This window comes from Mangrovihabitans endophyticus, assembly GCF_014646155.1.
GTDB lineage: Bacteria > Actinomycetota > Actinomycetes > Mycobacteriales > Micromonosporaceae > Actinoplanes > Actinoplanes endophyticus.
Genome location: NZ_BMMX01000029.1, coordinates 63,793 through 71,936 on the forward strand (window position 1 = coordinate 63,793; position 8,144 = coordinate 71,936).

An 8,144-nucleotide genomic window follows, 5' to 3' on the forward strand; every position below is an offset into this window, starting at 1 on the left:
TCGGCCGGCTCAGGCATGCCGGGCCTCGATCAGGAAACGATGCGCGTACGCGGTGAAATGCCCCACCGCGCGGATCTCCGCGTCGAGGCGGCGCAGCCGTCGCTCGTACCGGTGCAGGTCGAAGTTGCGCACCTGCCACGGCACCGCCCGCAGTTGGTAGACGATGGCGCCGACGTCGCGGAACCGGACCGGGATCCGTTCCTCCTGCACGTCCGCGATCTCCAGCCCGGCCTCCTCCAGGCTCTGCACCGCCACGCCTGCGTTCCAACGGCGCAGGTGCAGCGGCGGGGCGCCCAGGGTTTCGTTGAGGTCCGCCAGGTCGTCGCTGCCGACCTGCTGGGTGAGCAGGGTGCCGCCGGGGGCGAGCAGCCGGGCGATGTCGTCGGCGGGCAGCCGCCCGTGCCGGCTGAGCACGAGGTCGAACTCGTCCTCCCCGGCCGGCATCTCGGTGCGTACCTCCACGCCGTACGGCACCAGCCGGTCCCGGGCCACCGGGATGTTCGGCGTCCAGGTCTCCACCGCGACCGTGCCGGCGGGCAGCGGTGCCAGCTCGGCGAGCAGTTCGCCGCCGCCGGTGTCCAGGTCGAGAACGGTGTGCGCGTGGCGCAACAGCGCCCGCGCGAGCCCGGGATAGGACCAGGAGGGATCTCCGCCGTCCACGCGTCCGTCCAGCCAGGCGAATTCCCAGCCGACGATCGGTACGGTCGCCGCTTCGCCGACCAATTCGTCGTATCCGCGCGCGGTGTGCATGTCGTCGACCGTAACGGCACGCCCGGTGCCGGCGCGCGGCGGCATGGTCGCCCCCGTACGCGGGTCGAAGCGGCAAGGGTGCGAGGGCGTGCCGGGTGACATGGTGGAGACTGTCCGGATGGACGACGAGATCCGGGCCCGCCGCGCCGCCTGCACCGATTCGTTCCTCGGCAACGGGCTGATCCGGCCGGCCGATCTGCTCGCCGCCATCGGGTCCGACGTCGAGCCGGACGTCTACGGTGAAGGCGGCGTCGTCCGCGTGCTCGAACACCACATCGCCGACCTGCTCGGCAAGCCCGCCGCGGTGTTCCTGCCCAGCGGCACCATGGCCCAGGCCGCCACCCTGCGGGTGCACGCCGAACAGCGTTCTCGCCGTACGGTCTGCTGGCATCCGTACTGCCACCTGCCCCGGCACGAGGGCGGCGGGTACGCCCGCCTGCACGGCCTGATCGGGCGGGAGGTCGGCGAGCCGGACCGGGTGATCGAGTCGCGCGATCTCGGGCGGGTCGCCGAGCCGCCCGCCGCGCTGGTGCTGGAGCTGCCTCAGCGTGACCTCGGCGGCATGCTTCCGGACTGGGACGACCTGGTCGCGCAGACCACGTGGGCCCGGGAGAACGGCGCGGCGGCGCATCTGGACGGCGCCCGGCTGTGGGAGGCCACCGCCGGGTACGGCAAGCCGCCGTCGGTGATCGCCGAGCTGTTCGACACCGTCTATGTGTCCTTCTACAAGGGCGTCGGGGCGCTGCCGGGATGCTGCGTGGCCGGCACCACGGACGTGGTCGCGCAGGTGCGGGAATGGCGCTCGCGGATGGGCGGCACCCTGCACGCGATGTGGCCGGCGGCCGGTTCCGCGCTCACCCTGCTGCCGGGCGCCCTCGCGGAGATGCCCGTACGGATGGCGCACGCGCAAGCCATCGCCGCCGCGCTGGCTACCACGCCGGGCGTGCGCGTGGTTCCGGATCCGCCGCAGACGCCGATGATGAATGTGCTGTTCGAAACCACTGCGGATCGGTTCGCCGCGCACGCCGAACGGCTGGCCGTCAAGGACGGCCTGTGGGTGTGGCCGCGGCCGGTGGAGACCGGCGTGCCCGGCGTGGTGCGAGCCGAACTCGCCGTGGGCCGCGGAACGCTGTCACACACGCCCGACTTCGTCGCGTCCACCCTCGGCATGCTGGCCGGCTGAGCCTGCCAAGGCCGCCTCGACCACGTCGAACGCCGCCGGGACGGAGTCCGCGACGGTGATCTGCTCGATCGCCGCGCGGCGCACGAACGCGGTGTCCGCCAGTGCGCTCAACCAGCTCAGCAGGCCCTGATAGAACCCGTCCGGGTCGAGCAACACAATCGGCTTGCGATGCAGGTCGAGGCTGGCGGTGGTCCACACCTCGAACAGCTCGTCCAGGGTGCCGATGCCGCCGGGCAGCGTGACGAAGGCGTCCGACCGTTCGATGAGCACGTTCTTGCGCTCGCCCATGTCGCCGGTGACGATCAGCTCGTCCGACGCGACGTCGGCGACCTCAAGATCGACGAGCGACTGCGGGATGACGCCGAGGGTGTGCGCGCCCGCCGTGCGCGCCCCTTCCGCGACGGTGCCCATCATCCCCACGCGTCCGCCGCCGGAGACCAGGCGGTGCCCGCGGCGGCCCAGCTCCCGCCCGGTGTCCCGGGCGAGATCGAGCCACCGCTGATCGAGCGCGTCGGACGAGGCGCAGAAGACACAGATCGCCGCCACGTCATTTCCTTCCGGTGTCGGCGAGCGTCGCGTCGGCCTGCACGATGAACCGGACGGCCTCCGCCACGTCGTCGGTGACGTGGATCAGGTCCAGGTCGGCGACGCTGATCTTGCCGTCCTCCAGCAGCGCCTCCCGCATCCATGACAGCAGACCCGACCAATACCCGCTGCCCATGAGGACCACCGGAAACCGGGTCACCTTCTTGGTCTGCACGAGAGTGATCGCCTCGAACAGCTCGTCGAGCGTGCCGAAGCCCCCGGGCAGCACCACGAAAGCCTGCGCGTACTTGACGAACATGGTCTTGCGGACGAAGAAATAGCGGAAGTCGATGCCGACGTCCACCCAGTCGTTGAGGCCCTGCTCGAACGGCAGCTCGATGCCCAGCCCCACGGACATTCCGCCGGCCTCGGTGGCGCCCCGGTTGGCCGCCTCCATGACGCCCGGACCGCCGCCGGTGATCACCGCATAGCCCGCCTCGGCCAGCGCGGCGCCCAGACCGGCGGCCATCTCGCACTCCGGGCTGTCCGGCTTGCTGCGCGCCGACCCGAACACGCTCACCGCGGGCGGAAGATCGGCGAGGGTGTCGAAGCCCTCGACGAACTCGGACAGGATCCGCAGCGCCCGCCATGCGTCCTTGGTCTTCCACTCCCGGCGGTAGTGGGAGTCGAGCAGCTTCTCGTCGGCGGTGCTCGGCGGCACCGCGTCACGCCGGAGAGTTACCGCCCCGCGGTGACGCTCCGACATTGTCCGGGGAGGCGTGCTCGGGCTGTCCGTCATGGTCCCCACGGTAGTGCGGACGGACAGTGACCGGTGAATAACGGGTCCCGTTTCGGCAACGGGATTGCGGCCTCGCCGCCTTTTTGCCAGATTGAAGCAACGCACGGTGGCTTTGGGGGCGTCTGTGCAGTGACGAAGACCCGAGGGGTCGCAGCGAAACAACGAGGTGGGCACCGCGAAACCACGGGTGAAGGAGCAGGGCCGTGCCGAGCCGATACGAGAACATCAAGCGGCAGCGCCGCATGCAGCGCCGCATCCAATTGGTGGTGGAGGAGCGGCGCATGGCGCTGGCACGGTCGCCGCGCAAGCCGTACGACCCGGACACCACCGTGGAGATCCAGCCGCGAGCGGTCGGCCGGGTCGCCATGGAGCACTGAACCGGTCGCCTCCGCACCCGGCCGGCCGTGCGTCACCCGGACGTGCTTCACTCCGGCGGGCTTCACCCGGACGAGCTTCACTCCGGCGGGCTTCACTCCTGCGTGGAGCCGAGCCAGCGGTGCAGGGTCGCCGCCCCGTCGCGGATCTTCCCGATCTCGACGTGCTCATCCGGTGCGTGCGCCAGCATCGGATCACCCGGGCCGTAATTCAGCGCCGGCACGCCCATCGCCGCGAACCGGGACACGTCGGTCCAGCCCAGCTTCGCCTCCGGCCGTGCGCCGACCGCGGTGATGAACTCGGCCGCGGGGGCGGCACGCAAACCGGGCAGCGCGCCGGGCGCCGAGTCGGTCACCTCCACGTCGAAACCGTCGAACACCTCCTGCACGTGCTCCAGCGCCTGCTTCTCGGTGCGGTCCGGGGCGAACCGCAGGTTCACCTCGACCGCACACGCGTCCGGCACCACGTTGCCGGCCACGCCGCCGTGAATCCGCACCGCGTTCAGACCCTCGCGGTATGTGCATCCATCGATCGTCACCGCGCGCGGACGGTAATCCGCCAGCCGGCGTAGTACCTCGCCCGCGGCGTGGATCGCGTTGACGCCGCGCCAGGCGCGGGCGGTGTGCGCGCGGCGGCCCGCCGTCTTGATCACCGCGCGCAGGGTGCCCTGGCAGCCCGCCTCGATCAAGCCGTACGTCGGTTCGAGCAGCAGGGCGAAATCGGCCCGCAGCCATTCCGGGCGCGACTGGGACACCAGATGCAGCCCGTTGTACTGCGATTCGATCTCTTCCGCCTCATAGAAGAGGAACGTCACGTCGTGGCGGGGGTCGGGCAGCGTCGTGGCCAGGTGCAGCGCCAGCGCGATGCCGGATTTCATGTCCGAGGTGCCGCAGCCGAAGATGAGGTCCTCCGACACCATGGACGGGAAGTTGCCGTCGATCGGCACCGTGTCCACGTGCCCGGCCAGCGCCACCCGCTGATCCCGCCCGAGATCCGTACGCGCCATGACGGTGTTCCCCAGGCGGTCGGTACGCAGATGCGGAGCTTGTCGCAGAACGTCCTCGACATGATCGGCGATCGCCTTCTCATGGCGGGACACGGACTCGATGTCGACCAGTGCGCGGGTGAGCAGAACCGGATCGACCAGCACGTCCTGGGTGAGCGGGTTGGCCATGACCGCACCATACCGGCCGATGGTGAACCTGCTTCCGGTTCGCGCCCGCGCCCCGCCACGGGCCAGTCCCCGGCCGCCGGAACAGGCTTTAGTAAGGTGCGGTCGTGAACACCTCAGCAGCCTGGGGCATCGGCCTCGCCACCGTCACCGCCGAGGGGCAGGTGCTGGACACCTGGTACCCGGCCGGCCACCTCGGCCTGGGCGATCCGCCCGCCGACGCGCCCGCGCTGCCGGTCGGGCTGACCGGGCCGAAGGCGCTGCCCGGCCTGTCCACCGTCGAAGTGCGCACCACCATCGCGGCGCTGCACGAGCCGATCAAGGACGCCTCGGACGCGTACCTTCGTCTGCACCTGCTGTCCCACCGACTGGTCCGGCCGAACGAGCAGAACCTGGACGGCATCTTCGGCATGCTGGCCAACGTGGCCTGGACCTCGGCCGGCCCGTGTCCGCCGAACCGGGTCGACGAGCTGCGCATGGTCGAACGGGTGGCCGGCCGGCACCTCGCCGTGTACGGAGTGGACAAGTTCCCGCGGATGACCGACTACGTGGTGCCCGCCGGAGTCCGCATCGCCGACGCCGACCGGGTGCGCCTGGGCGCGCACCTGGCCGCGGGCACCACTGTCATGCAGCCCGGCTTCGTCAACTTCAACGCCGGCACGCTGGGCACCTCGATGGTCGAGGGTCGCATCGTGCAGGGCGTCGTGGTCGGCGACGGCTCGGACATCGGCGCCGGCAGCTCGATCATGGGCACCCTCTCCGGCGGCGGTACGGACCGGGTGCGCATCGGTGAGCGCAGCCTGCTGGGCGCGAACGCCGGCACCGGCATCTCCCTGGGCGACGACTGCGTGGTCGAGGCGGGCACGTACGTCACCGCGGCCGCGAAGGTCACCCTGCCGGACGGCCGGGTGGTCAAGGCTCGCGAGCTGTCCGGGGTCGACGGGCTGCTGTTCTGGCGCAACTCGGTGACCGGCGGGCTGGAAGCGCGGCCCCGCAAGGGCACCGGCATCCACCTCAACGCGGCGTTGCACGCCAACGACTGACCCGCCGTCGCGGCGGCGTGCCAGACTCGTGGGCATGCCGCCGCAACGGGCGACCCTTGCCCAGGTCGCACAACGGGCCGGCGTGTCCCGCAGCACCGCGTCGTTCGTCCTGACTGGACGCCACACCGACATGCGGATCTCGGAGGATGCCCGGCATCGGGTGATGCGGGCCGCCCAGGAACTGGACTATCGGCCCAACCTGATGGCGCGCAGCCTGCGGACCAAGGTGACCAAGACGATCGCCCTGGTGTCGGACACCATCGCCTCCGACCCGTACGCCGGACGGGCCATCCACGGCAGCCTGGCCGCCGCCGTCTCGCACGGATATCTGCTGTTCATCGGCGAGACCGAAGGCGATCCGGTGGTCGAGCAGAAGCTGATCTCGGACTTCCTGGACCGGCAGGTCGACGCGTTCGTCTACGCCAGCATGTTCACCCGTCACGTACGGCTGCCGAAGCTGCTCCGCGGGCAGCCGGTGGTGCTGATGAACTGCCTGACCCGTGGTGCCCGGCCGACTCATCACGCGGTGATCCCGGACGAGGCCGACGCGGGGCACACCGCCGCCCGCATCGTCCTGGAAGCCGGTCATCGGGACCGGATCTATCTGGTGGGCGACCCCGCGGATCACGTCTTCGCCAGTCGCGAGCGGTTGACCGGCATCCGCGACGAGCTGGCCGCGGCGGGCACCCGGCTGGCCGGCACGGTGGGATGCCACTGGTGGCCGGATTCCGCGTACGACGCACTGTGCCGGGCGCTGGCCGACGGGCTCCGCCCGTCGGCGTTGATCTGCCTGAACGACCGCATCGCCCTGGGCGCCTACCAGGGGCTGCACCAGGCCGGCCGGGCGATCCCCGGCGATGTGTCGGTGGTGTCCTTCGACGACTCCGAGCTCGCCGCCTGGCTGCGCCCCCAGCTCACCAGCATTTCGCTGCCGCACTACCAGTTGGGCTGGCATGCGGTGCAGGCGCTGGTGGGTGAAACCGCGGACGCCGAGGTGCGTCGCCTGCCGATGCCGGCCCGGTTGCGGGCCTCGGTCGGGGCACCCTCGCGTGCGGCGTCACCCTGACGGGGGAGGGAACTCGGCGCGTCGGATCGGTACCTTCCTCGGTGTCGTCCAGCGGACCGAGAACTGGGGGATCATGCCGTCCCAACGCACAATCATCGGAGCGTCGGTGGTGGCCGCGCTGGCGCTCGGCATTCCGGTGACCGTCGCCGCCGTCGGCCCCTCGGCGGAGCCGGAAACTCCGGTGTCCCGTGCCACGCCGGTGCCGCCCACCCCGCCGGAAACGTCCGAGCCATCCGGCTCGGTGCCACCGGTGGTGAGGTCCGTCGGCCCGCCCCCGCCCGGTGCGCCTCCGCCCGGTGGTCCCCCGCCCGGTGCGCCTCCGCCCGGCGGTCCCCCGCCCGGTGCGCCTCCGCCCGGTGGACCTCCGCCCGGTGGTCCCCCGCCCGGTGGACCCCCGCCGCGACCCGGCGATGCGGAAGCGCCCAAGGGACGCCCGCCGGCGGGGCCCCCGCCGCCCGGAGGCGGGCCCGCGGGCGGCCCGGCGCAGGTGCCCACCACCGGACCGGGCGCCGCGCCGCAGGTAATGCCGCCGGAAAGCCACGACCCGGCGGACACGGGCACGGGTGCTCCCACGGCTGAACCGCGCCGCACACCCCCGCACATGCCCCCGTACATCCCGGACCCGGCGGACGAAGCCGTCACCGACCACGCGCGCCCACCGCTGCCCACGACCACCGACGACCCGCTGGACCGCTGACGACTGATCCAGTGGCCGTATGCGGCGGCCAGCCGGGTGGCGGCCGGTCGGGTGGCAGCGGTGGGCGCGCGTGGTCGGTGGCGGCTGGTCGGGTGGCGGCTGGTCGGGTGGCGGCCGGTCGTGCCGGGGTCAGGTGCGCGGCGGCAGCCCGGGTGCGCGGCGGCAGCCCGGCCGCCGGTCGGGTGCGGGGCCGCCGGTCGGGTGCGGGGCCGCCGGTCGGGTGCGGGGCCGCCGGTCGGGTGCGGGGGCCGCCGGTCGGGTGCGGGGGCCGCCGGTCGGGTGTTGGGGCCGATCATGCACATTGTGGTCGGGTGAGTCGGTCATGTCCCCTCAAAGCGGGCCCGCTTTCCTCAAGATCGGCGCGGGCACTCCAGTGTGGCCCGTGGGCCCCCGTCGATCTTGGACTTGTTGTGCCCGTTTAAGAGGGACATGCCGTACTAATCGGACCGCAAACTCCAAGATCGGCGGCGTGAGAGCGGGGGCGGCGTGAGAGCGGGGGCGGCGGCGTGAGAGCGGGGGCGGCGTCGTGAGGGCG

At 72.0% G+C, this 8,144-nt stretch carries 8 protein-coding genes; 4 read left to right on the top strand and 4 right to left on the bottom strand.

Annotation, left to right across the window (positions count from 1 at the left end):
- Positions 1 to 9: 9 nt before the first annotated feature.
- Complete coding sequence (locus IEY73_RS24270; protein ID WP_189081616.1) at positions 10 to 750, bottom strand: class I SAM-dependent methyltransferase; 741 nt, start codon at positions 748 to 750, stop codon at positions 10 to 12.
- Positions 751 to 838: 88 nt separating this feature from the next.
- Between IEY73_RS24270 and IEY73_RS24275 the strand changes: the two genes are divergently transcribed.
- Complete coding sequence (locus IEY73_RS24275; RefSeq protein ID WP_229716112.1) at positions 839 to 1,933, top strand: threonine aldolase family protein; 1,095 nt, start codon at positions 839 to 841, stop codon at positions 1,931 to 1,933.
- Here the strand turns inward: IEY73_RS24275 and IEY73_RS24280 are convergent.
- Complete coding sequence (locus tag IEY73_RS24280) at positions 1,883 to 2,479, bottom strand: LOG family protein (protein WP_189081618.1); 597 nt, start codon at positions 2,477 to 2,479, stop codon at positions 1,883 to 1,885. The genes IEY73_RS24275 and IEY73_RS24280 overlap by 51 nt on opposite strands.
- A gap of 1 nt (position 2,480) precedes the next feature.
- Entirely contained in the window at positions 2,481 to 3,257 is a 777-nt protein-coding gene (locus IEY73_RS24285) for an LOG family protein (protein WP_189081619.1), read from the bottom strand.
- A gap of 203 nt (positions 3,258 to 3,460) precedes the next feature.
- Between IEY73_RS24285 and IEY73_RS24290 the strand changes: the two genes are divergently transcribed.
- The gene (locus IEY73_RS24290) at positions 3,461 to 3,634 is read left to right on the top strand and encodes a hypothetical protein (protein WP_189081627.1); all 174 of its coding nucleotides are present in this window, start codon (positions 3,461 to 3,463) and stop codon (positions 3,632 to 3,634) included.
- Positions 3,635 to 3,726: 92 nt separating this feature from the next.
- Here IEY73_RS24290 and dapE read toward each other — a convergent pair whose 3' ends face one another.
- Positions 3,727 to 4,806, bottom strand: a complete 1,080-nt coding sequence (dapE, locus tag IEY73_RS24295; protein WP_189081620.1) for a succinyl-diaminopimelate desuccinylase — start codon at positions 4,804 to 4,806, stop codon at positions 3,727 to 3,729.
- Positions 4,807 to 4,910: 104 nt separating this feature from the next.
- Between dapE and dapD the strand changes: the two genes are divergently transcribed.
- Together dapD and IEY73_RS24305 are read left to right on the top strand one after the other, a co-directional pair.
- Positions 4,911 to 5,846 (top strand): 2,3,4,5-tetrahydropyridine-2,6-dicarboxylate N-succinyltransferase, encoded by a 936-nt coding sequence (gene dapD, locus IEY73_RS24300; protein ID WP_189081621.1) that lies wholly within the window; start codon positions 4,911 to 4,913, stop codon positions 5,844 to 5,846.
- Positions 5,847 to 5,880: 34 nt separating this feature from the next.
- Complete coding sequence (locus IEY73_RS24305) at positions 5,881 to 6,912, top strand: LacI family DNA-binding transcriptional regulator (protein ID WP_189081622.1); 1,032 nt, start codon at positions 5,881 to 5,883, stop codon at positions 6,910 to 6,912.
- Positions 6,913 to 8,144 lie beyond the last annotated feature (1,232 nt).